The 25,291-nt window shown below is 64.6% G+C and carries 27 protein-coding genes, 1 tRNA gene and 2 pseudogenes; 12 read left to right on the plus strand and 18 right to left on the minus strand.

Features of this window, described 5'->3' with window-relative positions; all coding sequences use genetic code 11:
• Positions 1–1,316, minus strand: a 1,316-nt coding sequence (locus tag M3461_13975; GenBank protein ID MDQ3775370.1) for an ABC transporter permease, incomplete at its 3' end; no start/stop codon positions are given.
• A 406-nt stretch (positions 1,317–1,722) separates the two neighbouring features.
• Between M3461_13975 and M3461_13980 the strand changes: the two genes are divergently transcribed.
• The 6 genes and pseudogenes from M3461_13980 (at position 1,723) to M3461_14005 (ending at position 5,876) form a co-directional block, all read left to right on the plus strand.
• Entirely contained in the window at positions 1,723–2,010 is a 288-nt protein-coding gene (locus M3461_13980; protein MDQ3775371.1) for a BrnT family toxin, read from the plus strand.
• Positions 1,997–2,296 (plus strand): antitoxin, encoded by a 300-nt coding sequence (locus M3461_13985; protein ID MDQ3775372.1) that lies wholly within the window; start codon positions 1,997–1,999, stop codon positions 2,294–2,296. The genes M3461_13980 and M3461_13985 overlap by 14 nt, the downstream gene beginning before the upstream one ends.
• A gap of 422 nt (positions 2,297–2,718) precedes the next feature.
• Positions 2,719–2,928, plus strand: a pseudogene (locus M3461_13990) (hypothetical protein).
• Between the two features lie 2 nt (positions 2,929–2,930).
• Entirely contained in the window at positions 2,931–3,167 is a 237-nt protein-coding gene (locus M3461_13995; protein ID MDQ3775373.1) for a hypothetical protein, read from the plus strand.
• 1,039 nt (positions 3,168–4,206) lie between these two features.
• Positions 4,207–5,148, plus strand: a complete 942-nt coding sequence (locus M3461_14000) for a YihY/virulence factor BrkB family protein (GenBank protein ID MDQ3775374.1) — start codon at positions 4,207–4,209, stop codon at positions 5,146–5,148.
• A 173-nt stretch (positions 5,149–5,321) separates the two neighbouring features.
• Positions 5,322–5,876 (plus strand): cob(I)yrinic acid a,c-diamide adenosyltransferase, encoded by a 555-nt coding sequence (locus tag M3461_14005; GenBank protein ID MDQ3775375.1) that lies wholly within the window; start codon positions 5,322–5,324, stop codon positions 5,874–5,876.
• Positions 5,877–5,886: 10 nt separating this feature from the next.
• Here the strand turns inward: M3461_14005 and M3461_14010 are convergent, their stop codons facing one another.
• Positions 5,887–6,534 carry a retroviral-like aspartic protease family protein gene (locus M3461_14010; protein MDQ3775376.1) on the minus strand — a complete coding sequence of 216 codons (648 nt, stop codon included), beginning with the start codon at positions 6,532–6,534 and terminating at the stop codon, positions 5,887–5,889.
• A 90-nt stretch (positions 6,535–6,624) separates the two neighbouring features.
• Positions 6,625–7,029, minus strand: coding sequence for a S4 domain-containing protein (locus tag M3461_14015; protein MDQ3775377.1), 405 nt, complete (start codon positions 7,027–7,029; stop codon positions 6,625–6,627).
• A 110-nt stretch (positions 7,030–7,139) separates the two neighbouring features.
• Between M3461_14015 and moaB the strand changes: the two genes are divergently transcribed.
• The 3 genes from moaB to M3461_14030 are packed head-to-tail and all read left to right on the plus strand — an operon-like array spanning position 7,140 to position 10,071.
• Positions 7,140–7,715: a molybdenum cofactor biosynthesis protein B gene (gene moaB / locus M3461_14020; GenBank protein ID MDQ3775378.1), complete on the plus strand. Its 576-nt coding sequence runs from the start codon at positions 7,140–7,142 to the stop codon at positions 7,713–7,715.
• 14 nt (positions 7,716–7,729) lie between these two features.
• Positions 7,730–9,184, plus strand: a complete 1,455-nt coding sequence (locus tag M3461_14025; protein ID MDQ3775379.1) for a M20 family metallopeptidase — start codon at positions 7,730–7,732, stop codon at positions 9,182–9,184.
• A complete protein-coding gene (locus M3461_14030) occupies positions 9,181–10,071 on the plus strand; it encodes an NAD(P)-dependent oxidoreductase (protein ID MDQ3775380.1) in 891 nt (296 codons plus the stop codon). The genes M3461_14025 and M3461_14030 overlap by 4 nt, the downstream gene beginning before the upstream one ends.
• A gap of 14 nt (positions 10,072–10,085) precedes the next feature.
• Here the strand turns inward: M3461_14030 and M3461_14035 are convergent, their stop codons facing one another.
• From M3461_14035 to M3461_14055, 5 genes are all read right to left on the minus strand, one after another.
• Positions 10,086–11,558, minus strand: a complete 1,473-nt coding sequence (locus M3461_14035) for an amidohydrolase (GenBank protein MDQ3775381.1) — start codon at positions 11,556–11,558, stop codon at positions 10,086–10,088.
• 72 nt (positions 11,559–11,630) lie between these two features.
• Entirely contained in the window at positions 11,631–12,320 is a 690-nt protein-coding gene (locus tag M3461_14040; GenBank protein MDQ3775382.1) for a M48 family metallopeptidase, read from the minus strand.
• A 120-nt stretch (positions 12,321–12,440) separates the two neighbouring features.
• Positions 12,441–12,935: a DUF4407 domain-containing protein gene (locus M3461_14045; GenBank protein ID MDQ3775383.1), complete on the minus strand. Its 495-nt coding sequence runs from the start codon at positions 12,933–12,935 to the stop codon at positions 12,441–12,443.
• Between the two features lie 133 nt (positions 12,936–13,068).
• Entirely contained in the window at positions 13,069–13,299 is a 231-nt protein-coding gene (locus M3461_14050; protein ID MDQ3775384.1) for a hypothetical protein, read from the minus strand.
• Between the two features lie 83 nt (positions 13,300–13,382).
• Complete coding sequence (locus M3461_14055; protein ID MDQ3775385.1) at positions 13,383–13,973, minus strand: hypothetical protein; 591 nt, start codon at positions 13,971–13,973, stop codon at positions 13,383–13,385.
• Between the two features lie 741 nt (positions 13,974–14,714).
• On the opposite strand from M3461_14055, the gene M3461_14060 reads away from it, so the two are divergent.
• Both M3461_14060 and M3461_14065 read left to right on the plus strand, forming a co-directional pair.
• Entirely contained in the window at positions 14,715–15,341 is a 627-nt protein-coding gene (locus M3461_14060; GenBank protein MDQ3775386.1) for a hypothetical protein, read from the plus strand.
• Positions 15,342–15,359: 18 nt separating this feature from the next.
• Positions 15,360–15,968: a hypothetical protein gene (locus M3461_14065; GenBank protein MDQ3775387.1), complete on the plus strand. Its 609-nt coding sequence runs from the start codon at positions 15,360–15,362 to the stop codon at positions 15,966–15,968.
• Between the two features lie 27 nt (positions 15,969–15,995).
• On the opposite strand, the gene pgeF is transcribed toward M3461_14065, so the two are convergent.
• The 10 genes and pseudogenes from pgeF to M3461_14115 form a co-directional block, all read right to left on the minus strand.
• Positions 15,996–16,766 carry a peptidoglycan editing factor PgeF gene (gene pgeF, locus M3461_14070; GenBank protein MDQ3775388.1) on the minus strand — a complete coding sequence of 257 codons (771 nt, stop codon included), beginning with the start codon at positions 16,764–16,766 and terminating at the stop codon, positions 15,996–15,998.
• Positions 16,747–17,730, minus strand: coding sequence for a 23S rRNA pseudouridine(1911/1915/1917) synthase RluD (gene rluD / locus M3461_14075; protein MDQ3775389.1), 984 nt, complete (start codon positions 17,728–17,730; stop codon positions 16,747–16,749). Before rluD ends, pgeF begins: the two co-directional genes overlap by 20 nt.
• Positions 17,731–17,756: 26 nt before the next feature.
• Positions 17,757–18,587, minus strand: a complete 831-nt coding sequence (gene nadC, locus M3461_14080) for a carboxylating nicotinate-nucleotide diphosphorylase (GenBank protein MDQ3775390.1) — start codon at positions 18,585–18,587, stop codon at positions 17,757–17,759.
• A gap of 350 nt (positions 18,588–18,937) precedes the next feature.
• Positions 18,938–19,112, minus strand: a pseudogene (locus M3461_14085) (DUF1156 domain-containing protein).
• A 17-nt stretch (positions 19,113–19,129) separates the two neighbouring features.
• Positions 19,130–19,402: an HNH endonuclease family protein gene (locus tag M3461_14090; GenBank protein ID MDQ3775391.1), complete on the minus strand. Its 273-nt coding sequence runs from the start codon at positions 19,400–19,402 to the stop codon at positions 19,130–19,132.
• Between the two features lie 22 nt (positions 19,403–19,424).
• The gene (locus M3461_14095; GenBank protein ID MDQ3775392.1) at positions 19,425–19,709 is read right to left on the minus strand and encodes a hypothetical protein; all 285 of its coding nucleotides are present in this window, start codon (positions 19,707–19,709) and stop codon (positions 19,425–19,427) included.
• Between the two features lie 81 nt (positions 19,710–19,790).
• Positions 19,791–21,653 (minus strand): FtsK/SpoIIIE domain-containing protein, encoded by a 1,863-nt coding sequence (locus tag M3461_14100; protein MDQ3775393.1) that lies wholly within the window; start codon positions 21,651–21,653, stop codon positions 19,791–19,793.
• The gene (locus M3461_14105; protein MDQ3775394.1) at positions 21,641–23,398 is read right to left on the minus strand and encodes an ATP-binding protein; all 1,758 of its coding nucleotides are present in this window, start codon (positions 23,396–23,398) and stop codon (positions 21,641–21,643) included. Before M3461_14105 ends, M3461_14100 begins: the two co-directional genes overlap by 13 nt.
• A 169-nt stretch (positions 23,399–23,567) precedes the next feature.
• Entirely contained in the window at positions 23,568–24,407 is an 840-nt protein-coding gene (locus M3461_14110; protein ID MDQ3775395.1) for a hypothetical protein, read from the minus strand.
• Positions 24,408–24,515: 108 nt separating this feature from the next.
• Positions 24,516–24,592 (minus strand) — tRNA-Arg (locus tag M3461_14115).
• 135 nt (positions 24,593–24,727) lie between these two features.
• Here M3461_14115 and M3461_14120 point away from each other — a divergent pair.
• On the plus strand, positions 24,728–25,291 hold the full coding sequence (locus M3461_14120) for a c-type cytochrome (GenBank protein ID MDQ3775396.1): 564 nt from the start codon (positions 24,728–24,730) through the stop codon (positions 25,289–25,291).

Consider the following 25,291-nt stretch of genomic DNA (forward strand, 5'->3'; position numbering starts at 1 on the left):
ACCAGGAGCCAGCCACACAGGGCCAAGGCCGCCGTGGTCGCGAAGCTCCCGCCGACCACGTAGAGCGTGAGCCACAGCTCCTGCGCGTGCCAGCTCGTGAGCACCAGGAGGGTGGCGATGGCCGCGACGTAGATGAGGTGGGCGGGGGGATGACCGCTACCGAGGTCGCGCCGCAAGACGCGCGCGGGCGGGGTGTGCCGGAGTTGCGCGATCGGCGGCAGGGCGAAACCGATGAGCGCGGTGAGTCCCGTGACCGTGCCGATGGCGAGCGGTATCCAGGACGGGGCCGGCAGATCCCCCTCGACGAGGCCGGTCAGGAGGCGGGCGAGCACGAACTGGGCACCAGCGCCCACGAGGCAGCCGAGCGCGCTGGTCAAGAGCCCGAGCCACAAGAGGCACAGGGTATAAACCCGCAGGATAAAGCCCTGGGTCGCGCCGAGGGTGCGCAGGATCGCGCAGTGGTCCAGGTGCCGGGTCGCGAAGCGGCGCGCGGCCATGGCGATCGCGATGCCGGCGAGGAACAGGCTCGCGAGCGCCGTGAGCCTCAGATACTGCTCGCCGCGCTCGAGCGTCACGCGCAGCGCCGGCCGGGCCTCGCGCACGCTCACCAGCTTGACCGCCTCGTTGGCCCGTGCTTCGACGAAGCTGCGGTAGCCGGCGATGGCGTTTGACTCGCCGGCCACGAGCAGCCGATAACTCACCCGGCTCCCCGGCGCGATGAGCCCGGTGGCCGGGACATCCGCGCCGTTCATGAGCAGCCTCGGGGCGATATGGAAGCTCTCTCCACCCCGGTCCGGCTCGTAAAGGAGCACCGGGCCGACGGCCAAGGTCGCGTCTCCCAGGGTGATCCCCTGCCCGGGGGCGAGCTTCAAGACCTGGACGAGCTGTGCATCCGGCCAGGCCGTGCCCGGCTCGGGCACGTCATCGGTCGGCACGGGGGCGGCGAAGGGGTCTCTGCCCACGGCCAGCCGGCCGCGCAGGGGATAGGACCGGTCCACCGCCTTGACCTCGACGAGCTGCATGTCCTCTCCGACCACCAGCATGCTGCGAAACGATAGCGTCTGTGCCGGCTCGAGCCCCAGGCGCCGGGCCTCCTCGAGGTAAGGCTCGGGGATGGGAAACGACGAATCGAGGGCTAGATCGGCCGCGAGCAAGGTGTTGGCGCGCAGCACCATGGCCTGGCGCACCCGATCGGTGAAGAGCGTCACGGCGGTCACGGCCGCGACCGCGACGACGAGCGCCGCCGCGATGAGCCGGAGCTCACCCGAGCGCCATTCGCGCCTCAAGGTCTTGAACGAGTGCTGGAGGGCTGGCATGGCTGGGAGTCTGTGAATGGATGGCCGCGTCGAACCGCCATCGATCCCGACCGGTATTGTCCGGCCGGGGGCCGTCCGTATAGTGCCCGACCACTCGAGATTGGACAATGGGCGAACCAGGCAGGGGTGAGTCACAGCGGGGGTCGAGCCGGAAGCTTATGGGCCTACTTCCGCACGAGATCCGGCAGCATCGCCACGCCTCCTCCCTATGCGTTCGCATCGGAGAAGGCCTATCCTGTCGTCTCTTCGAAAGCCAGGGAGGGCAAGAGCGCAGCATTGCCCGCCAACACCGCCTGACCATCGCATCGACTCGGACTGCCCACCACGCAGCGCTTCGTTGGCAGCCGGTTATGCGGCTCATTAGCCGTCTGAGTACATACAGCACACATCGTGCTATGCTTCACGGATGAAGCATTATGGGTGGAATCCCGAGAAAAACGAGTGGCTGAAACATGAGCGCGGCATTTCGTTCGAGGATGTGGTGTTCCACATTGAAGCGGGCGACGAGGTGGATCTCTTCGAGCATCCGAACCAGGAGACCTATCCCCGGCAGAAAATTTCTGTGGTTGTGATCGAAGGTTACGCGTACTTAGTGCCGTTCGTTGAATCTGAGAACGAGATCTTTCTGAAGACGATCATTCCGAGCCGCAAGGCGTCCAAACAGTACGTTGGTGAATCCGATGAGCAAACTTGATCCAGAAGAGAAAGAGATTCTCGAGGCATTCGAGAGGGGTAAGCTGAAACCAGTGAAGAATCGGTCTCGTGAGTTGGCGCATCATCGCAAAGTTGCCGAGGCGACCTTCACGAAGAACAGCCGCATCAACATCCGTATATCCTCGAAGGATTTACGGGCGCTTCAGAAGCGCGCCTTGGCTGAAGGCATGCCGTATCAAACACTTGTTTCGAGCGTCCTGCACAAGTTTGTCGAGGGACAAATTGTTGAACCGCCGGCTAACAAACGCTTGCAGCGGACGCGCTAACGCGCGCCGCTGAATCGTGGCGTTATACGTCGTTCGCGGCTGGCCGGTTACGGCGCACGCCTAAACCGCGCCACCCCCTAAAACGGGATGTCGTCATCGATATCGCCGGCGGAACCAGGCAGGGGTGCCGCTCGGGCAAACGGCGCTCTCACTCGCACCCGTGGAGTTTGGTACATCCCTGTACTGGCCGGCGACCTCCTGTCGTTGCATCCTTCGCGCGCCAGGCAGGCCCATCCCTGGGCCTGGCTTTCCGACGTTTCGCGTTCCTCGACCGGCTAGCTAGCGGCCTCGGTCCCGCCTCTGCGCCGACATCGCCATCGGTATCACGGCGTGCTCGCCCCTCATGCTCCCCTCCGTGCCGCGGTGACCGCCTGCGCAGGACCCCCGATGGCCGTCCATGACGCGCCTCTCCCAGCGACGGGATCCGAAACATTGAACTCATCGCGAGAGGGAAATTGACGATCGCGCCCGTTTACGGAAACACTATGGCCGAGGTCACTGGAGAAAGATTGAAAGGATTGGCTACCGTGTGCTTAACCGATGGTACCGTGCATACCGCAGAGCTTCACTGGTACGAAGCCCACGGCATCGGACGGAAAGAAGTCAAGATCAAATTCCCCTTGCTGGTTTAGCCATGAAAAGGAAGACAACAAAAGCATCTCACTTCGCAGTTTGCATCAATAATGCGGCGTGTAAAGCGTCGCTGGAGGTAGGGAAACTCTACCGAGTGATTCCGGATGAGCAGGCAGCCTCACACGGGTACGTTCGTGTCGTTGACGAGAGTGGGGAAGATTATGGGTACGCCGTCCACCGATTTTTCCGACTCGAAGTCCCCCAAGCGTTGGCTGATGCGCTCCAGATAGTCGGGTAGAGGGCGACGGGATGCGCTGAGGTACGATGCGCATCTGCCGAGCGATGTCCCGCGACTGATGCGCCTCCTTACGTCGGCACATCCTACGATTGTTTACAGGGAGATAACTGAACGGTCTTACATTTCATTCAAGCCCGCGGGCGCGCGGAGGATGCAACGCCTGGCGTGGACAGGTAAGGGTGGTCTACTCGCTCCCCAAACCAGGGCCGCTCGGGCATACGGCGCTCTCCCTCGCACCCGTGGAGCCCTCGACCGGCAGGCGGCCTTGGTCCCGCCCCCCCCCGCGCCGACATCGCCATCGGTATCGTGGCGTGCTCGCGCCTCATGCTCCCGTCCGTGCCGTGGTGACCGCCTGCGCAGGGCTCCCGATGGCTGTCAAGGGGTTCGTGCCAACGGCCAGCCGGCCGCGCAGGGGTTAGTCCCCCTCCACCGCCTTGACCTCGACGAGCTGCATGCGCTCTCCGGCGGTCCGCATCGGGGCCACGGACCGGAAGGGGAGGAGGACTTCGGTACGCGAAGGCGATACGTTCGCCGTGAGTGGACCTCTACCCGAGTATGAGTTTGACCAGCGGGTGAGCTGGTAGGCGCCGCTCCACTCCAAACTATCCTGCCAGCCAAGCTCACTTGACCGGCACAAGGTGGGCTCGCGTCCTGGCGCCCGGGTGCTCGCCTTTGCGTCACCCTAGCGAGAGCCGCGACAGCCAGCCCCAACCCGGCCGGGGATAAGCCCAAACGCCCTTCCCGCCGCCACGCAAGCCACCCAATCACCGATCCGGCCGGTCCGGTGTAACAGACCAGTTGCAAAACCAGGTTGAACGTCCTATCCTTTCGCTAGCCGTTGATCAGGATACTAAGGAAGGCGATTTGCACAATAAAATGATTCGACGTCTTTATTGTGCAAATCGTCTTTGTTTTCTTGGGTGAAAGTGCAGGCGGGTCAGTCTATTTCGGGGGTACTGCCGTGCGAATAAAACCGGGGCAAATATGGGGTTTAGTCAAAGAATCTATTTCGCGTTGGAGTGAGGATCGGGCACCCAGCATGGGAGCGGCCCTTTCCTATTACACCGTGTTTTCGCTCGCACCGCTCCTGGTCATCGTGATTGGGATCGCTGGCCTCGTCTTTGGCGAGGAAGCAGCACGGGGAGCTATTGTAGAGCAACTGCAGAGTTTAATTGGCGACGAAGGCGGCAGGGCAATTAATGAGCTGATTGAGAACGCCGGCAAAACGGGAACCGGCATTGTTGCGACGATAGTTGGGCTAGTTACTTTACTCGTCGGTGCATCGGGTGTTTTCGTGGAGCTACAAGATGATCTGGATCGGATTTGGAAAGCGCCACCTAGAGTGGGAGCTGGAATAATAAATTTCATCCGAGCCCGATTGCTCACATTCGGTATGGTCCTCGCATTCGCCTTCCTGCTCTTGGTCGCCCTTGTTTTGCATGCGGCGCTTGCTGCACTCGGAAAGTACTGGGGAGGCATATTCGAGGGGACGGAATGGTTGCTTCACCTCATCAACTTCCTCATATCTTTTGGGGTTGTTACAGTTCTATTTGCGATGATCTATAAGATCCTTCCCAATCTGAAAATCCAATGGGATGACGTATGGATCGGCGCGATTGCAACAGCATTCCTGTTCACCTTAGGAAAATTCTTGATTGGTCTGTACCTCGGCAAAAGCGCTGTTGCCTCCTCTTACGGAGCCGCCGGGGCAGTAGTCATTCTCCTTATCTGGATGTACTACTCAGCTCAGATTTTCCTGCTAGGTGCAGAATTTACCTACCTTTCTGCGCATCACTATGGGTCGCGCATTAGCAAAGATGAAGTCCCTGCGTCTCGCCTGCCCCAGGAGCAGCTGGCAGGAGAGGAAATTCAGGGGGAGCGTGAAGCGCCAGTTAAACGACCTACGGGAGGGAACGTGACAGCTGAGGGGAAAAGCGGAAAAGGAGCCAGGCTTGGCCAAGCTCGATTACCGCTCGATTAACGGCACCGATGCCTAACGAAAGGGAGGCAAGGAGGGCCGAGCTCGGGGTTCACGGTGATCGTGACCATGCCGCTCGCCGATAACAGGTCCGATACTGATCTCCACTGGTATTGCTTCAGGCTGGGGGCCGTTCGTATAGTGCCCACCACTGGAATTTGGACAATGGGGGATCCATGGGACACCGCCTCTCGAAGATCTACACCCGCACCGGCGATCGGGGCGAGACCGGCCTCGGCGACGGGTCGCGGATCGTCAAGAACAGCCTCCGGGTCGAGGCCATGGGCGAGGTCGATGAAGTCAACAGCTTCGTCGGCCTGCTACTGACCCGCGACGTCCCCGAGCGGCTGCGGACGGCGCTTTGCGCGATCCAGCACGATCTCTTCGACCTTGGCGGCGAGCTCAGCATCCCCGGCGCCCGCGTGATCCAGGAGGCGCACGTGCACGGCCTCGAAGCGGTGCTCGATGGCATCAACGCCGGGCTCCCACCGCTAAGGGAGTTCATCCTCCCCGGCGGGAACGAGCCGGCGGCCCTGTGCCACATCGCGCGCACGGTGTGTCGCCGCGCCGAACGCCGGGTCGTGGCGCTGGCCGCGGCCGAGACCGTCAACCCGGCGCTCGTGGTTTACCTGAACCGGCTCTCGGACCTCTTGTTCGTGATGGCGCGGGCCTTGGCGCGCGAGCACGGTGGCTCCGAGGTGTACTGGAACAGGGGGCGCAAGGGACCGTAAGTCTCGACACCTACTTCTTGCGCAACTCCATCATCTCGCCGTCGCGGCGCATTTCGATGCGGCTCAGGAAGGAGTTTCCGAGGAGTAATTGTTTGGGGAAGTCTCCGTCGATGATAGAGGCCGGGACCGCGGCGAGCACGATGTCGCCGACCCGAACCTCCCGGAGCGTGATTTGGTAGGAGCGCGTGATGCCCGATGCCGTGTGGACGGCCGCCTCGATGCCGGTGTGCGCGTAGTCGATCCCGAGGCGACGCGCCTCGTTCTTGTTCATGGCCACCTGGGTGGCCCCGGTGTCGATCAGGAACTGCACCGGCACCCCGTTGATGCTGCCCGGCGCGGCATACATTCCGGTGGGATCGGGCCAGATGCGTATGGTCGCCTGGGCCCTGGCGGTCTTGAACCGGGAGGCGATGTGCTGCCCGAGACGGTAGATCTGTCGCCGGCCGTCGATCTCGATGACGGCCTCGTTGCTGTCGGCGGACACGAGGAGGAGAATACCCTCGGGGCTGCCGGTGCCCGCGGTCAGCAGCCGCTCTCGTCCGTCGATCTCGACCAGGGCCTTGTCCCTGAAGAGCGCGATCACCGAGAGCTCTCGAGCCGCGGCCACACCGGCATGAGCGGCGAGCGTCCCATAGAGGACGATCCGTTTGAGGTCCATAGGGGGTCTCCCACGGCGGCCGCGCGTCGGCCTCCGGTCCTGTGTTTCCCGGCGCGGGCTATCGGCGCGGGTGATCGTTTGTTGACGCCCCTACGATCCCGGTCCGCAGGTGAAGCGGATGATGCGGCGGCGGTCGCGTTTGCTTGGCCGTCCGAGCGCTTGGGGGTGCAGGGCCGCTGCCGCCTTGAGGTCCACCGCCAGGGCGGCGCGGCGCGCGGCGCTTTCCGGGGCTTCCGTGTACAGGGCCGCGGCCTCCTCGGGCGGTCCGCGCCTCGTGATGGCCCGTTCCACCGTCACCCGGTACTCGAAGGGGCCGCGTTGGATCGCCACATCGTCGCCGGGCCGGATGTGGATCGCGGGCTTGGGCTTGTGGCCGTTGACCTCGACCTTGCCGCCCTTGATGGCGGCGTTCGCCAGCGCTCGGGTCTTGAAGAAGCGCGCGGCCCACAGCCACTTGTCCAGGCGTATCGGGTTCGTGTCGGTCGCTTGGTGCATGTCTCTTTCGAGTCGGGGTCGTTGTCTGCTACATTTCCCATAGCAAGCAAGCCATAGTAATCGACCAGGCATCCGAGTCGAACGCTATCGGGTTATGAGGGGAGGGGAATATGGCGGATCCAATCGTTCACAACGAGGGCGAGCCGGAGGGTGCCCCGGAAGGCCGTGCCGGTGGGCGCGGTTTCCTGGCGCTCAACATCGCGGTGCTCACGGTCTCCGACAGCCGCACCGAAGAGACCGATAAGTCCGGTCGCTTGCTCGCCGAGCGGCTGGAGGCGGCGGGTCACAGGCTCTATGAGAAGGCGATCGTCCCCGACGATGTCTACCGGGTGCGGGCCGTGGTCGCGCGTTGGTGCGCCGAGGAAGCGGTCCATGTGGTCATCACGACGGGGGGCACCGGGGTCACCGGCCGCGACGGCACGCCGGAGGCCGTGCGCCCGCTCTTCGACAAGGAGCTCGAGGGATTCGGTGAGATCTTCCGGGTGATCTCCTACGAGGACATCGGCGGCTCGACCATTCAGTCGCGGGCCATCGCAGGCGTCTCGAACGGTACCTATATCTTCTGCGTGCCGGGGGCCGCCGGGGCCTGTGCGACCGCCTGGGACGCCTTGATCCAGCACCAACTCGACCTCCGGACGCGGCCCTGCAACCTGGTGGAGCTCATGCCCCGCCTGCGCGAGCATTAATTACTGGGGCGAACATGATCAGTGCGCGAGCCTGGGACTATGTCGAGGGGGTCTGGGATCGATCTATCCTCCCCGCGCTCGTCGAGTACATCCGCATTCCCAACAAGTCCCCGGCCTTCGATCCCGAATGGCAGGCGCACGGGTACATGGATGAGGTGGTGGCGCGCTTTGTGGCCTTTGCCGAGACACAACCCATCCCGGGTCTCGGTATCGAGGTGGTGCGGCTCGCGGGCCGCACGCCGCTCATTTTCATAGATATACCTGGCATAGACATACCGGGCATCGGACTCCCGGGTTTGGATAGCGGGGCTGCTGCGCCGGTGCTGCTCTACGGCCACCTCGACAAACAGCCGGAGATGAGCGGGTGGCGCCCCGATCTCGGTCCGTGGCTCCCGGTCATGGAGGGCGATCGGCTCTATGGCCGGGGCGGGGCGGACGACGGTTACGCGATGTTCGCGGCCTTGAGCGCCATCGCGGCGCTCCATCACGATGGCGTGCCGCACGCCCGCTGTGTGGTCATCATCGAGGCCTGCGAGGAGAGCGGGAGCTTCGATCTCCCCTTTTATATGGAGGCCCTCGCGCCGCGCATCGGGGAGCCGGAGTTGATCATCTGCCTCGACTCGGGCTGCGGCAACTACGAGCAGATGTGGTGTACGACCTCGCTCCGGGGATTGGCGGGCGGCACCCTGCGCGTCGAGGTGCTGAGCGAAGGGGTACACTCGGGCGATGCGAGCGGCATCGTGCCGTCGAGCTTTCGGGTCATCCGCCGGCTCCTCGGCCGCCTGGAGGACGCGGCGACCGGTGCCATCCTGCCGCCGGAGCTCCATGCCGAGATCCCCGCCGAGCGACGCAGAGAGGCACGGCTGGCCGCCGAGATCCTGGGGCGCGCGGTGTACACGAAGTTCCCGCTCGCGGGCCGCACCCGACCGATCAGCGACGACCCCTTGGGGCTGATTCTGAACCGCACCTGGCGGCCGGCACTGTCCGTGGTCGGCGCCGAAGGACTACCACCGGCCGAGAACGCGGGTAACGTGCAACGGCCCTATACCACACTCAAGCTCTCGGTGCGCCTGCCCCCGACCTGCGATGCCGAAAAGGCCGCTCGCTGCCTCAAAGACCTGTGCGAGTCGGACCCGCCGTATGCCGCGAGCGTGTGTTTCCGCCCGGACTGGGCCGCGAGCGGCTGGAACGCCCCGGCGCTCGAGCCCTGGCTCGCCGACTCAGTCGCCGGTGCCTCCGAGCGCTACTTCGGACGTCCCGCCGTGTACATGGGGGAGGGCGGCTCCATCCCCTTCATGGCCATGCTCGCGTCCCGCTACCCCGGGGCTCAGTTCCTGGTCACCGGGGTCCTGGGGCCCGGTTCCAACGCCCATGGCCCCAACGAGTTCCTGCACATCCCGACGGCCAAGAAGCTCACCTGCTGCATCGCCCAGGTGATCGCCGAACATTGCCGGCAGCGCGGTGCATGAAGGCACCTAGGGTCGGCTTCATCGGACTCGGGGCCATGGGCATGGGCATGGCCCGTAACCTACACGCGGCCGGTTGGCTCTCGATCGTCTGGAACCGCACCCGCGAGCGCGCAGCGGCGTTGGCCGGCGAGCTCGGGGTGGCCGTCGCCGATGAGCCGGCCACGCTCGCCCGCGCGGCCGAGTGCATCGTGACCTCGGTGTCGCGAGATGCCGATCTCGCCGCGGTGGTCGAGGCGCTCCTGCCCGGGGTCATGCCCGGCACCGTGGTGTGCGATACCTCGACGGTCGGCGCCGACACGGCGCGCGCCTGGTCGCGGCGCCTGGCCGAACGCGGCGCGCATTTCCTCGACTGCCCGGTGTCGGGGGGTGCCGAAGGGGCGCGCACCGGCCGGCTGGCAATGATGGTGGGGGGTGAGGCCGAGGTCCTCGAACGCGTGCGCGGGCCGCTGTCCGCGATGGCCGCCACCATCGTCCACATGGGACCCTCGGGCAGCGGTCAGGCCACCAAGGCGGTCAATCAGATCATGGCGGCCGGTATCGCCGAGGCGGTGACCGAGGCCCTGGCCTTCGGGGACACCATGGGACTTTCCATGGACAAGGTCATCGAGGTCGTGAGCCAGGGTGCGGCGGCCAACTGGTTCCTGAGCCACCGCGGCCAGAGCATGCTGGAGGGCCGCTTCGTCCCCGGCTTCAAGGTCGCCTTGCACCATAAGGACCTCCTGATCTGCCGGGAGATGGCGGCGGCAGCCGGTGGGATGGGGTTGCCCGTGGTCGAGATGACCTTAGGCGACTATGCGCGGCTCATGGACGAGGGGCACGGCGAGGAGGATATCTCGGCGCTCATTCGCATCAAGCGAGGTCCCCGAGGGCCAACTGATCTAATTTAATCCGATCCCGGGCTTCACGGTCTGCCCCCGGACAGCCCGTAAAGGCGCAAAAACTCCGCGCGGGTCTTGGGCCCAGCGGTCGCGAAGCTCGGCTCCGGGTCTTGTGCATAGCTCGCCTTGACCTCGCCGATGGGGTCTTCGGTGCGGCGCTTCCGTTGTGCCTCTTGCGGTACCCGATAGGGCACGGCCGCATTCAAGCCGAAGACCTTGGCCCTGAGCGCCGGGGTGATCTCGGGATAACCGTATTTCGCCCGGTACGCCTCGGCGATCTGGAACGCTCGGAAGGCCTGGATCTGGTCCTGGGGGCTGCCGTACCAGATGGAATCGGTCCCCCACAGCACGTTGTTCTCGCCCACGTGCCTGAAGAGCTTGCCGAGCACGTGGGCGGCCTGCTCGGGCTCTGCCATCAACCGGCGCCAGGTGGTGCCAAGCTCGGCGTAGACGTTGCCGTTGGGCGGCACCTCGTTGTCTTGCAGGGACTTGATCAGGGAATCGACGCCCCCCTGGGCCTGGGCAGGGTCATAAGGGCCCTCGCGGCGATCGGGCTCGAAACCCGAGTGGTAGACGATGAAGCTCACATCCGGGTAGCGGCGCGCGACCACGCCGATGTCGCGGCAGGTCGAGTAGTCATAGTCGAGGTTGAAGAGCGGGATCCCCTTGTGGATGCAGATGACCTTGACCCCCAGCTCGCGCGCCCGCTCGATGAAGGGGATGCCGATCTTCGGGTCATCGAGCCGGTAGCCCACGCCCTCCGGCCCCCACTGGGTATAGGTCTTCCAGGCCGAGACGCCGTGCTCTTCTTTCTGCCGCGCCATGTCCTCGATCGCCCCCGGGAGGTTCGGGTGGACGAGGCCATGGATGAGGAGCCGGTGGCCCCCACGGTGTTGTTTTTCACCGAGGGTCTCGACGAGCTTGTGCGTCGCCGCGGCGTCGGCGGTCGAGAGCGGATTGTCCTCGGGCGCGGCCGGCACGGCCGACAGCACCGCCATATCGGTGTCGCTGTCGAGGAAGACCTCGCGGATGAAGTGCTCGGCCGAGAAGCACTCGATGGCGCCATCCCCACAGTCCGATTGGGGAAAGGCGCGCAGGATATAGGTCCATTGGTTGGTGATGCGCCGCCACGCGCCCTTGGGGTTCACGTGATGGCACTGGATGTCGAAGATGAATTCCTGGCCCGCGAGCGTCTCGCGCGCCGCCTCGGGCTCGTAAGGCGCCTCGCGCCCCACGTTGAAATATCCGCCGCGCAATCCGGCCCGGGCGTACGTCTCGTTCATCGCCATGAGCGTCAAGGCGGCGCCCGACAGCGACTTCAAGAAGGCCCTGCGGGACATCCCGAGCCTCCGGGCCGTCTCGCCCGCCTGTTCGTGGGCGAGCTCCTTGGCAAGCCGGACGCTGTGCGGGAGTGGACGCGGCAGGAACTCGCCGTTCGAGGTCGTATCGAGCTTAATCGGCAGGCGCCGACCGTGCGGATCGAAACGTTCGCTCATTGCACAATCATAGACCCTGGCGGCGCAGAAATCCCCCTCGCTCGACCCACCCCCATTCGCGACGTATCACGCTTAGGGCGACGGTGGTGCCAAGCCAAAGGCGCACGTCCCGTTCAAATCCTCGATATAGGCTTGGATCTTTTTCGCGCGATTTTTCGGATGGGGGTGGGTGCTCGCGAACTCGGGAAGCGGTGAGCCGCCTCCTGCTTCCGCGAGGATCCGCATGACATCGACGAGCGCGGCGGGGCGATATCCCGCCTGGTTCATCAGACATAGGCCGAGCTTGTCAGCCTCAATTTCGTCTGCACGCCCGTATTTCATATGGATCAAGCCACCAACCAGTTGCGCGACCTGAGCCATCTCGTAGGAGCCTGAGCCCATCACGACGGCACCGGTGAGCCCCTGGGTAAGCTTCTCCTCGGCGAGGCGTTCGGCAGAGTGCCTCGCGATCACGTGCCCGACCTCATGGCTCAAGACCCCGGCCAGCCGCTCGTCGGTCTTGAGCCGCTCCAAGAGCGCGACGGTGATGAAGATCTGCCCGCCCGGGAGCGCGAACGCGTTCACCGTCTGATCATCGGCGAGGACGTGAAAATCAAACGGGTAGCCGCTCTGGGCGGCGATGCTCTGCGCGACGATTTTCTCCCCAACGGCCTTGACGGTCTGCCGCAAGCGCTCGTCTCGGTCAACGCCACCGAAGCGGCGCGCCATCTCGGGGGCTACCTGCACGCCCATTGCGACTTCTTGCTCGGGTGTCAGCCCCACGTGCTGCTCTTCGGCCCGTGATGGGATTGACACTGCGGTCGGTACAGTACGACAACACCGAGAGTGCGGCTATGATGAGCATCATGATGAGCCGCACGGCTCGCATCTGTCGTCCTCCGATCAGTGCGGCACGGGCGTGAAACGGTCCCGCTCGAGTGCCTCGTAGACGCCACCCGCGACGGCACCGAACACAAGGTGACTCACACCCATGATCCACCCGCGCATGGGTGACAACCACGGAAGCCATGCGGCGATGCCGTAGTAACTAATGCTGTAAAGCGCCAGGCCAAAGAGCGCCCCGCCCAGGATCCCGATCCAGATCCCCCAGCGATACAGGCAGAAAGCGATGACGCAGGTGAAGAAGACTGACACCGACATATGGATCAGAAACCCCGCGAGATAGGTCCCTGACGCAATGCCTTCTGCAGGAGGCAAAACCGACTTGCCCATTACCAGCGCGGCCGAGAGCTGTAGTGGAACATTAGCGTTGCCGAGATACTTGCTCGCCAGCCACATGTTAATCACCAGATACACCATCCCCGCGATGATCCCGGCAATGATCGCCGCTCGCCAGTCCATCATTTGCCGCAGCACGGCTTTTCGGGCGCTTTTCATATTCGCTGCCGGCGAGGCAGAGCTCGTCCCCGATGGGACCGGGCATCCGCGCAGATCCTGGAGTGCGTCCAGCGGGAATCGGGCGGCCATGGCTCATCCGCCGATCACGCGGTTGTCGAGTCGCTATATGCAGCTATTCTGGCTTAGAGTAGTCGCGCCGCACCGCCGGGTCTTCCTCCTGCGCACGCTCTTTGCCAGCCTTTTCAGCTTCTTCAAGCTCGCGCTCCTCTTCTGGAGAGATTTTCGCCGTTGTCTCTCCTTGTTTTTCGACTTTGCCTGATTCTACGAAGGCCTTAGTGGCCTCGTCATAGCGACGAGCAGATTCCCGATCGCCCTCGCCCTGCAACTTGTCTTTAGCACCCATTGAACGTGTCTCCTCGGTAACTTCATAAACCCTGGGCTGCGTCTAAGCCCAGGAGCCCGTTACGCCAGAATTGCGCGATATCGTCACAGCATATCCTCGCGCGCTTGTTCCGCGCGCGCCGCGCCAATGGCGGTTTTCACGTCTTTTTCTTCTTCGGGAGGCGGCAGGACCGCGGGCATTCCGAGCGACTGGATCCACAATTCGCGGCACCAGCCTTTGCTGTGGTAGATGTGCTCGTCTTCCTCATCTTCAACCTCTTCGCACGCCGCTGTTAACGCCTTTTGCTCGCCACCTTTGGCTTTCTCAGCGCATTTCGAAAGCAGTTCCCAGTTTTGATGGTCCTTGGTTTCGGCGAGCACCACACACTCACACGCGACAAGCTCGGCGGCTTCCCGCTTGCCGCTTTCTTTTGCCGCTTGCATTGCCTGCACCAGTCCTTCGCCGAGATGGTGAACGACCTGGCGTCCCGGTGTCTGGTGTTCCGGGTCGAGACCGAACTTCTCAAACAGCTCGCGAACGACTTCGATATGATGCTTCGTCTGTTCAAGGTAGTCTGTCCATTCTTCCTTCAAGTCCTTGTTAACCACGCACTGCAAAGCGGTCGTATAAACCTGCACGCCGCCCATCTCGGTTTCCAACATCTGATACAAAAGTTCTTTAACCTGCTCGTTCATTTATCCTCTCCTCAAGCTCGTGCGTGTGCGTTTCAGAAATCAGCCGGTAGAGCAAGAGCGGTATCATCGCGCCAATCATTGCGCCTATGGACGCGGCAGGCTCGACAGCGTCGAAACAGATTCACTTGTCTGTCCAAGGACAGTCGCGAGAAACGAATCAATCAGTTTGGCGACGATCCCGACCAGCAGCGCTATGACGATTGTTCCGATGATTTCCATTGCGGTTCCCCCTTTTTGACACCGACGTGAGCAACTAGCGCGCCAGTCCGAGTGGCTGTGAAGCAGCGCTCGCGTGGGAAGGGTAATATATTCAACGCCGTGTCGCAGTCTCGGAGTGTCTTCTCGGTCCTAACGATTTCCTTCGCCTGCCGCTTGTGCCGGCTAGTAACAACCTCGCGCGCAGCGTTTAACCCGGCACTCGCTGTAAGGTCTACAAGGGCAAGAGTAATCTTTACCTGATCTTCCGCGGCGTGGGATGCTGCTATGCACACGGTCGGATCGCCTCAACACCACAGCGGCCCCTCCCTACCCATCGCGGGTTGCTTTACAGCGTTGAGTTTCGTATAGTAATATTTATGGGTAGCGACACGTGTTGGGTACCCACTTTTGAAGGGGGAGACCCCCCGGGCAGCGGGGCACGGTAGGTTGAATCGAGAAAGGAAACCCGGGCATGCGACCATTGCCGAGCATCGCGCTACTCATCCCGGCCGAGGGGCCGTTGTACGGCGAGGACACTGAATCATGGCATTCAATGAGATGATCTCCGCTAAGCTCACCACCATCAAAGACAAGCTCGATATCTTCCCGTACGTCAATGATGCCGTGGTCCTCGGGGCGTTGATCGGATTGTCCTATATCGGTATCGCCCTTACGCGCGTCTCGGCACACACAGCCTATCTCTATTGGGTGGTCATGATCCCGGTTTTCGGGGCCATCAGCCTCCTGGCGCAGTGGCAGCTCGTGCGAGCGGACCGAGAGAAGTGGAGTCTGCACCTGCGCAGGCAGCTATTCCATTGGATCGGGTTGTGGGTGGCCGTGCAGTTAACCTACATGCTCCTGGGGGTGGGTCTCCTGCACTACGAGTCGGTAGGTTTCGTCGTCTTCCTGCTCTTGGCGTTCGCGTTCTTTCTTCAAGGGGTCTATGTCGACTGGCGCTTCTACATCGTGGGGGGGTTCCTCGCCGTCAGCCTCCTGGTGGCCATGTATCTCGCCGCATATATATGGATCATCTTGCTCTTGGTCATGGTGTCCATGGCCGGTGGGGTGTGGTACGGGTACATCAGAATCAGAGGAGCGCGCCGGAGGGCTCTACCTGAGAGCGCTCAGGAAGGACGACCGGTGTTTCTCGATCAGGGCCCTGCCGATTGATTAGACGGGTAGGTCACGGTGGAGCGCTTCAGCCTGATCACGGTTCTCAAATACCTGGCGGGGATTCTGCTCGCGCAGGCCGCCGCCGTCGTGATGGCGATTGCGGCATTCCAGACGGGGCTTTTGGAGCATTGGGGTGCGTTCGCCGTGTTCGCATTGCTGGTCGGCATATTCGCCGCGCTTTGGTTCGCGGCGATCGCCAGCGGTACCAGGCACCACGCCGTCGCTCGCGTGAAGGACGATTTTGCCCGGGAGCGGGAAAAGATCCGTGTACAATCGGAAAAAGACAAGAGCAAGCTGATAGCACAGACTCACCGCGAGACCCTCAAGACCATTCGCCGCGTGCAGGCCGGGGCGAGCTTCAAGGTGGGTCTGGGTTTCGCGGCGCTGCTGGGCCTGGGTGGCATCCTGTTGGTGACCCAGTTCGTGACGGACGGTTTACTGACCCTATCCACGGCCGGTGGTGCGCTGCTCGGCTACGTGGTGCGGGCTCGCCAGGATCCGGGCCGTCAGCAGGCCATGGGTGAGCGAACGTTCCGCAGGTCTGGACGATCGGGGATCATCGAGGATCGGGCGTTACCGCTGACCCTGGATGCTCAAGTCGAGAAGGAGGAGGAAGCCCTATGAGCATGTGTTCGTCCCAACCTCCCCGTCTCACCGGCGGACCCAGATGAGGCTCGCCATGCGCCCCGTCACGCCGTCACGGCGGTGGGAGTAGAACCGATCGGGCTCTGCATGAGTGCAGTACCCACCCCCATAGACGGCCCGCACGCCCAACGTACCGAGCCTCAAACGCGCCGCCCGGTAGAGGTCCAGGTGCCAGTGCCCCGGCCGCGACGGGGAAAAGGCCTCGGCGAGGTCCGCGCTGGAACCGGTGAAGGCGTCCCGTACCGCTCCATCGACTTCGTAACGGTCCGCCCCGATCGCTGGACCCAGCCAGGCCAAGAGCCCGTCCGGGGGATGGGCCAGCGCCGCGATCCCCGCGGCGATCACGCCTTTCGCGATCCCGCGCCAGCCGCAGTGGAGCGCGGCGACCCGGGTCCCGGCGCGGTCGCATAGAAGGATCGGCAGGCAGTCGGCGGTCAGGACCGCACAGGCCACACCGGGGACCGAGGTCCACGCCCCGTCGGCCTCGGGATCGGCGCCGGCGTCGGCGGCATCGATCACCCGGGCGCCGTGTACCTGGTGGAGCCAGCGCGGCGATCGGGGTAATCCGAGGCGGGATACCAGCGCGCCGCGGTTGGCCAGCACGACCTCGGGATCGTCACCGACGTGCAGGGCGAGATTGAACCCGCCATACGGTCCCGGACTATGCCCGCCCCGGCGTGTGGTCGTGAGCGCCCCTATGGTCTCCCGCGCCGGCCACTCGGGCAGCACGAACGCGCCCGCGGCCACGCCGTTTTTTTCATCCGCGGGGCCGTGCATCGACCGGCCCAGCTCGCTCCGCGTCTTCCGTCAAGAGCGCGATGAGCGCCTCCATGTCGGCCGGCAGCGGCGCCGCAAACGATAGTGTCGCTCCCGTCGCCGGATGCCCCAGCGCCAAGCGGGCGGCGTGCAGGGCCTGTCGCGGGAATTCACGGAGCGCCTGGATCAGGGCCGGAGCGGCCCCGCGCGGCAGGCGTACGCGACCGCCGTACACGGGATCGCCCACCAGCGGGTAGTGCACATGGGCCATGTGGACCCGGATCTGATGGGTACGCCCGCTCTCCAGGGTGATCCGCACGTGGGTGTGCAAGCGAAAGCGCTGGATCACGCGATAATGGGTCAAGGCCGGCTTGCCGCCCCGTTCCACGACCGTCATCCGTGTCCGGTGCACCGGATGCCGCCCGATAGCAGCCTCGACGGAGCCACCCGCGACCATGGCACCGCTCACGATCCCCTGGTACTCGCGGGTGATCCGGCGGGCCTTGAGCTGGGCGACCAGGCTTTGATAGGCTCGCGCGCTGCGGGCGATGGCCAGCAAGCCGGAGGTGTCCTTGTCCAGCCGGTGGACGATCCCGGCCCGGGGCAGTGCGGCGAGGCCGGGATCGAGGTGCAGGAGCGCATTCAGCAAGGTCCCGTCGCGGTTCCCAGCCCCCGGATGCACGACGAGGCCGGCCGGCTTGTTCACGACCCGGATCTCGGGGTCTTCGTGGATGACCTCGATGGGGATGGCCTCGGGGTGCTCGCGGCCAAAGATAGATAAGGTGGCGGAGGGGGGTGGCGGTGCCACCTCGACTGCCTCCCCGCCGCTGACGACGTGCCGCGGCTCTACGCACCGCCCATCGACCTGCACCCGGCCCGCGAGGATCCAGGACTTGAGCGTGGTGCGGGAGTACTCAGGGAACACCCAGGCCAGGGCCTGATCCGAGCGCAGCCCGGCCAAGGTGACGGGGATCACGGCGCGCATCGTGGGCGGTTCGCTCGAATCCGGCTTCACCGCTCGCTCGCGAACCTGAGCGAGAGATCGATGGCCCGCACATGCTTCGTCAGCGCCCCAACCGAGATGTACTCGACCCCTGTCAGGGCCGTCTCCCGGAGCGTGGCGAGGTCATAGCCGCCGGAGGCCTCCAAGCGCACCCGGCCGGCGTTCCGCACCGCGGCCTCGCGCAGATCGCCGAGCGGGAAGTTATCGAGCAGGGCGATGTCGGCACCCGCGGTGATCGCCTGCTCGAGCCCGGCCAGCGTCTCGACCTCGACCTCGATGAGGGTCCCGGGATACAGCGACCGCGCGGCCGCGACGGCCGCTCCGATCGAGCCCGCGGCACTGATGTGGTTCTCCTTGATGAGGATGCCATCGTAGAGCCCGAGCCGATGGTTGTGCCCTCCGCCACAGCGCACCGCGTGTTTCTGCGCCGCGCGGAGGCCCGGGAGGGTCTTGCGGGTATCGAGGAGCTTCGTGCCGGTGCCTTCCAGTGCGCGGGCGTGGCGGCGCGTAGTGGTCGCCGTGCCCGAGAGCGTTTGCAGGAAATTCAGGGCCGTGCGCTCGCCGGTCAAGAGGGCGCGCGTGGGTCCGGACAGGTGGCACAACGCCGGTCCGGCCTCGATCTCGTCCCCGTCCCGGGCCCGCCATTCGATGCAGACGCTGGGGTCGAGTGTTTGGAAGACGTGGTCGAACCAGCGCGTGCCGCACAAGACGGCCGGTTCCCGGCTCACGACATGGGCCACGGAGCACGCACCCTCCGGCACCAGGGCCGCGGTGAGATCGCCGCCGCCCACGTCCTCGTGCAGGGCCCGGCGGACCACGTCGTTTATCGTCTCGTGCATGCACGCCTCCACGGCGGGATGGTAGCGGCTCGTCGCGCCGCTCGCAAAGCGCGCGTGCCCGGCTGCCCGCTGTCGGAGCCCATGGTCCGAACCCGTTATCTCGGCCCTGACTCACGGATTGTCGGGGTCAAGCCCGGCATGCCATGATGTCGCGGCGTTGCACTCGCGCGCTGCAACGCGGCAGCCCGGGTGGCTCCACCGACCAACCATCGACAACAGGTGATTCTCGGAGGGCAACGCAGTATGAAAGGATTCCTCACGACGGTTGTGCTTGATCGCCGGTATCTACGGCCCCGCCGCCCACGCCCGATGGGCGCTACCAGATGCTGGCCGTCCCCCGGGATCGGAGGCGCCGAGGGGTCGTCCACCATCTGCGCGAAGATCACCGCTCTGGCGGCCGCCAACGGCCGCCGCGCCCACCAGAGGCGCAGCGTGCTCGGATGCCTGTGTCGGATCGACTTTTACCGCGCCGAGGCCTTGTTGAGCGCCTAACGGGATGGCGATTTCCGATAGTTTTTTCTTCACTGCCCACTCCGGCAGGATCACGCAAAGTCCGCCCGCCACAGGTGTACGGCGCGCTTTGCTAGGTGCTGCTGGCGTGCGTCCAGGAGCTCGAGCGTCCATTGTTCCGGCGCGATCTCGGGAATCTTCCGCGTCAGGGTATAAGCGCTTTGGCTGTACGCGCTAAGCTTTTCGATAAAGGTCGCGTTGCCTACTCGGCGGTTCGCGGCCGATTCGAGCAATGTGAGATTGCCGAGCCGATAGACCGCCGCTTCCCATCGTTCGCGCGGAAAGTGCTGCGACCAATCGTCCAGCGGGTTCTCGGGAAGGATATGCTCAATAGTGACCGAATCCGTGTCGGGGTCGCAAGACCGACCGGATACATCTTCCTAGAGCCGAGCGAAGATGTACTTGACCAACTTCTTGCGCTGCCCTCCGGTGGTCCACGCTGAGCAGGGGGAAGTCGTTTCGGAACTTGCCGTCGTCCGCGTAGAAGCCATGATTCGGATCGGAGAGGGTGGCAAAGAGCTCGGCACGCCCTTCCAGCGCGTCGAGGAGCGCGAAGACATCCTGAGGTGTCTTTGCGCGATCGCGCGTATTGAGGATGTTGGCTCGGCTCATCACAAATCTTCTTACACGTTACCGTACCTGCCAATAATACCGGCATAGGGCGGCACTCAGATACGGGACCGGCCGCTTGGTCTACCTGGAGCCCGAGAACAGCTTGGTACGAATTTCCGGCGGGACCCAGAGGTCCTGCAGACGGCGCGGTGCACCGATGTCGCGGAAAAGCAGATCGCCGTTGCCCAGCAGGTTCTCCGCGCCGCTCGTCTCGAGCAGCATCCGCGATTCCATCGCCTTCTGCATCTTGAGTCCGACGCGGCAAGGCATGTTGCTGTCGAGCGCGCCCTTGATGATCTCGCGACTCGGCTGCTGCGTGGCCAGGATCAAATGGATGCCGCTCGCGCGCGCCTTCTGGCCGAGACGCACGATGCGCTCTTCGACCGCTCTTCGTTCCTGCCGCCCGCGGCTCACCAAGTCGGCGTACTCGTCACAGACGCAGACGATACGCGGCAGCGGGCGGCGCACGCGGCGGGCCAGTTCCGCCAGGTTGTCGGCTTTGGCGGCTTGCATCTCCCGATAGCGCTCCTCCATTTCCTCTACCAGCTCGTCGAGCACCTCCGTCACGTCCCGCTCGTCGGGGAAGACCAGTGCCTTCCCGTCGCGCAGGAACGGCGAACGCGCCAATTCTGAGAAGGCCTGCCGCTTGGGATCGATCAGCACCAGACGAAGCGTTTGGGGGGTGTTCGTCAACAAGAGCCCCGACAGCGCCGCCCGGAGCCATTCGCTCTTTCCGCTGCCGGTCGTGCCGGCCACCAGCACGTGGGCGTGAAGCGCCTCGGCCAGGTCGGCGCAGTGCAGCCGGTTCTCCAGGTCGATGCCGATGGGGACGCGGGCATTTCCGAGCAACGGATCGGGCTTGGGCAACTGGTCGCGGTATTCCGGCAAGGTGACCGACTGCCGGTCGGGGCGCTGGAGGTCCACGACGAGCCGGCCGCGCTCCAGTGTGATGAAGGGTGGGGCGTCGAGCTTCAGCCGGCTCTGCATCTCCGGTGCCGTGGCCTGGATCTTTGCGACCCTTATGCCCCGCAGCGGCTCGATCGGGCCGCGTAAAAACGCCGGTCCGGCGACGACCGATCCGCAGAGCTTCGCCGGAGCGCCGAACTCCTCCAAGACCTTCAGCAACCGGCGCGCGAGATCGGCATAGCGGTTGTTGTCAGGTGTGGTTGGCGCCGGGACCGCCGTATCCACGGTGGCCTCACCGCTTCGCTGGTCGGGCAGGACACCGGCCAGCCGGCCGATCAGGGCTTTCAGCGAGGGCAGCGCTTGTTCCAGCTCCGCGGGGGCGAAGATCCGTGTCTTCAGCCGCGGCGTGAAACTCACGAGCACCAGGGAACCACGCTGCGAGACAGGATCGCCTCTGGCTGCCAGCATGGTGTAGTAGAGACAGGCCTGACCCAGGTCGGCCTCGGGCTGACCCCGGCCCAGTTTCAGCTCGACGACGCACCACTCTGCCTGCCGAGGCCGGCGGACGACGGCGTCCGCCTGACCGATCAAGCGCACGGCATGGGTCCAACCGGGCTCCTGGAATTCCCAGGCCAGATCTTCCTCGCCGGCGATCCACAGCCGTTCGCGGCCGCACGCCGCGTCGAGACGCATCACGGCGAGCCAAAGGCACAGATCACCCATAGCCTCCCAAAAGGCCATCAGCTCCCGGGTACAATCGACTAGATGTGAATGATAGCGGGGCAGACGCGGACCGATCAGGTGACGAAAGACGTGGCGTTTGAGCGTCGCGGCCTGCTCCTTGACATCATCCCTGGATTCGGCTAGCTCGGTTTCGAGCGACAGGCATGGATCGGTGCCGATCAGCGCAGCGAACGCCTCGTGGAACCACTGACCCAACAGCGCAGTGGAGGCCTCACCGCTTCCCGCGCCCTCGGGGCCGCCTGCAGCCCGGTAGAGCCCCTCTCGCACCTCGCGGACGCTGATTAACCGGGCCATGGCGATTGCCGCGCGCTCACTTCCTCGGGTACATAGCGGTAGACGACTGGCGGAAGGCCTTCCAGCAACCGGAAGTGTTCGGGGAAACGCCGCACACAATGGATCAGCCGAGGCTCGGATTCCCCCAGCTCGGCCGCAAGGGTTGCCAAGGTCGCGATGGCGCGCGCCTCGATCGACTCCAACAGGGCCTGGCGCAGCCCGAGGTCCGGATCGGGTGCCGGCTCTGTAGCGCCGAGGAGTTCGTCCAATAGTCGGCGCAGTTCGGGACTGACGTGCTCGCTGAGCCAGCGTTGTGCCGTCTCAGGGGAGAGCGTCTCGCCGCGGCAGTGGAGATCGCCGGCCTGCGCCTCGGCAAGCATCTCCCGAAGAACAGCCAGTGCTGCGAAGGCCTCCTCGCTCGGTTGCAGGAAGCGCGCACCCTGACGGCTCAGTTCATCCAGGTACTGCTGGGTCCGCCTTGCGGTCTTGGGGAGCGGCAGCGTCGGGTGCCGTACGAGCACGAGGCTCGACGGGGGCAGGCGTGGGCCCACGGCATCCCGGAGCCGGCGCAGACGTCCCGCCAAGCTCGTCATGTTGCCGTGATTGCAGAGGCTGACGTTCAGACGGTTCCCCTCGCTAGCTAGGCCGATCTCCACGTCGCGCACGGGCGGATCGGCGGCCCGCCAAGCGGCGCCCGAGAGGCGTATGGCCTCGGCGAGGGCGGTATGGAAGATGCGGTCCGCGTTAGTCGCGGTGCCTTCCTTCATCTGCCTTTCGTAGCGTTCCGCCCAGGTGCGTTCGAGGAAATCGCCCTCGCCCTCGATGGACACCGAGGCGCCCCGGGCCCGCTCGTAGAGATCGCGGCAATGGGTGATCAGGACCCGCGCCGCACAGCCATCCTTTGGAATGAGCGCCTGGATGTCCTGCTCGCGCAGCGGCCATAGAGGCGACGCGTGTTTTTTACGTAACTGTGAAAGCTCGGAAACCCCGTCGAGCCGTTGCCGGACGAGGGCGAGTGCCTGGTCGAGGTTCAGCGGCTTGAGCTCGGACATCGACTTGAAGATCCGGTCCCGGTCGGCACCGTGGACGCAGTCCATGAGCTCATTCAGGTGCGTCGTCTGGATGCACGAGATGAGCGCGAGGTGATCGGCATGATCGTGCAGCCCGCTACCCATCCGGCCGAAGGACTCGAATCCGGTCCTCTTATCGCCCTCGACTTCCAGCGCCTCGATTTGGTCAAAACAGAAGACAACAGCATGGGGGCTGGCCAGGCGACAAAGCGCAAGCACGGTGCGACGGGCCCGTCCCTCGGGGTCCTCATCCGCGTCCGGGTCGCTCGTGACCACGCCGAGTCGATAGAGGATGCTCTCCCGTAGCGAATCTCCTCGCAACCAGGCGCGTGCCTCCAGCCGATGGCGATTGAGCAGGAGGTGTGTAAGCACTATCGCGAGGTTTCGGTCCTTCACCGTCTGGTCCAGGAACTCCGAGATGCGGTCCGCGTTTCGGGCGTTTTGTGCAGGGGCAGAGGTCTGAAGGCGCAGATCGAGGAGCCTTTCAAGGCAAGAACGGCCATCGATCTCGCGTCTCAGGTCCTCGACGACCTGCTCTCTCAGGTGGCGCCAGAGTCGCCGTGGGGTGGTGTCGAGCCGCACGTACACGAACATGGCCATGGCCTGCGGATGGCGGCGGATCCGTGCTTCTAGATGCACGCGGAGCCGGGCGAGAAGGTGCGTCTTCCCGCTGCCGGGGACCCCGTTGAGTAGCACCGAGGCGCTCTGCCGCCCGTTCGCGCCTGTTCTACGGCCTTAAGACACGCGTCGAATGCTTCCGCGTTGATCCGCTCCACGTCGCCTTCGGGATCGTGGCGCGCGTCGGGCAGGACCGAACCGTGGAAGGGATTGAACGCCGGTAGCACGTCCATGGCTGCCTAATTCACTAGAGCAGGCACCCGAGCAGGCCCGCAGCCACGTAGTAATGCCCTCGATTGTCCGTCACAAGGTCATACCGCTCGTCTTCCGCGATGCCGACCGGATGGTCGTGGTGATGGAGGTGAACGCGTCCCGCATCGCGCAGCGCCAAGATGGCTAGGTCGAACTCCGGCTTGGCGATGAAGGTCAGGCGACGCAGCTCGCGCAACGGAATCACGCCGCCGCTTGAGGCCAGGCGCATGATGCAGAGGAGACGCCGTGGCATCTCGCCCAGCCCGTCATCGCTTGCCTCTTGGGCGTTCGTTCCGCCGAGCAGCCGGCGCGCCGCGTCGTCTAGTTGGTCTTCTCGGAAGCCTCGCCTGGCGAGGGCGAAGGATTCTGCCCGGAACGCCTTGAGCGTCTTCTTGAGAAGCTCGTGCGGTGGCGGCGGCTGTAAGGCCCAGCGCAGCGTTGAGCCCTTCACCGGCGGATGAAGGTACAACTGGCCGCTCCCGGCCAGCTCCTTCAGGGGTACGTCGAGCGCCTTGGTAGTGAGGCCCAACGGCTTCAACTTCTCGCGAATTTCCGTAGCCGACCGCGGCCCGGGACGCAGGGCCTCGATGATCTTCCCGCGCGTGAATACGCCGGGCTCGTGGACCCAGTATTTCTCCGACTTGGCCGTACCTGGCCAGCGATGTATCCGACCCTCGGCCATGAGCCCCGAGACCGCTTCGCGCAGACTACTCTGCGCCTGGAAGGGCTTGGTCAGGGCCTTCTTCAGGGCGGCCAGGGTCAGCGGTCCGGGCGCGCGCTCGAATGCCGCCAGCACCACGGCGGAGACCTCGGAGGATGGAATACCGGACTGCATATCGGCGTTGCCCCCCGCGCCGGCGCATGACCCGCCAGCTCATGATTCGGGGCTTGCCACGGCATGCGCAACAGTCGCACCTGGCCGATCCCGCCGGTGCGAGCGGATTGGCGCGCCCTAGAGGACTCGAACCTCTGACCTTTGGCTCCGGAGGCCAACGCTCTATCCAGCTGAGCTAAGGGCGCGTAGTGTCGTGTACCTCGCAGCGAGCGTGCGGTGCTCCCGAACGTGGCGCGCCCGGCTTGGCGTCCGGCGAGGGCTTTTGGCTATAATGCGCGAGTCCATCCCCCATATCAACCTAACTATCAACGGTGACATCCATGAGACAAGAAGAAGACGCGAGTTTCGGCAGGACATTCGTAGCGGTCCTCGGGGCCTTGCTCGTGGCCTCGGTGGTCATCCTGGTCCTCGCCCGAGCGATTGGCGAGCGGGAGGCGTCGGCGACGGAGGGGACCGTCGCAGAGCGCACCGCACCGGTCGGCAAGGTCAAGGTGGCGGGGGCCGGGGAAACGACAGCGCCCGCGCCGGCCGCGACGCCCGGCGACCTCGCGGGCACGCCGCATCCTGCTCCCCCGGCCGCGGCGGCGCAGGCACCGCTTCAGATCGCGCAGGCCGAGGAGGCGGCTGACAAGGGCAAGACGGTGTATGACACGGCGTGTGTCGTATGCCATCAGACCGGGGTCGGCGGTGCGCCCAAGGTCGGGGCTGAACACAAGGACGCGTGGGCCGATCGGATCGCCCAGGGCGAGGCTACGCTCAGCGAACATGCCATCAAGGGCTTTCAGGGCAAGGCCGGGATGATGCCGCCCAAGGGCGGGCGCGCGGACCTGTCGGATGAGGACGTGAAGGCCGCGGTGTCGTATATGGTCGAGGCAAGCCAATAG

It is taken from the genome of Pseudomonadota bacterium (assembly GCA_030860485.1).
In the GTDB taxonomy this organism is placed as follows: Bacteria; Pseudomonadota; Gammaproteobacteria; order JACCXJ01; family JACCXJ01; genus JACCXJ01.